A 610-nucleotide genomic window follows, 5' to 3' on the forward strand; every position below is an offset into this window, starting at 1 on the left:
CCTGTAGGTCTGCCGTGGGGAACCACTTGCTAAAGTCCTTGAAGAACTTTAGCTGACCAGCGTTCCAGGACTCTAGAGTCTGCAGGTTGCGTCCCTTGATGTAGCGTGCCCAGTCAAAGCCAGGGTTGTCAGCGACAAACTTCTTGATCTGAACCTTGTTGAAGTTGCGAGTTACATCACGCAGCTCTGTCTGTGAGTAGCACATCTTGGCGAGCTGAGTGCTGACGGCAATATTGTTTTTCGCAATGCGCTGAGCCTCCTCGGCAGAGTAACCAGCTAGCTGAGCGATGCGCTCGATGTACTGATTGTAGGCCTTGATGATCTCGCCATTCTTTGGATCTGTGTAGTACTCCTTGTTGCCCAGAGCTAGACTTGTCTGTTTCAGGTTAAAGATGTTCATGTCACTATTCTCAGCATCGGCCATGACATAGGTGCCAAAGAATGTATCATCACCCTTATTGTCCTGCTGAGCTGCGAAGTCTACGAGCGCCTTCTTAGAGTTGATCGCCTCAATAGACTTTAACTCGTCAAGGATCGGCTGAGCGCCTAGCTCGTTGCGCTTGACACTGTCGATAGCCTGCTTGTATAGTACAGAGACACGATACTCATT

The 610-nt window shown here is 49.7% G+C and carries 1 protein-coding gene; it reads right to left on the reverse strand.

All coding sequences use genetic code 11. The annotated features are described in order from the left end of the window. Positions 1-610: M13 family metallopeptidase N-terminal domain-containing protein (locus PORUE0001_RS01575; protein ID WP_007364703.1), on the reverse strand; the 610-nt coding region annotated here is incomplete at both ends.

This window comes from Porphyromonas uenonis 60-3 (assembly GCF_000174775.1).
GTDB lineage: Bacteria > Bacteroidota > Bacteroidia > Bacteroidales > Porphyromonadaceae > Porphyromonas > Porphyromonas uenonis_A.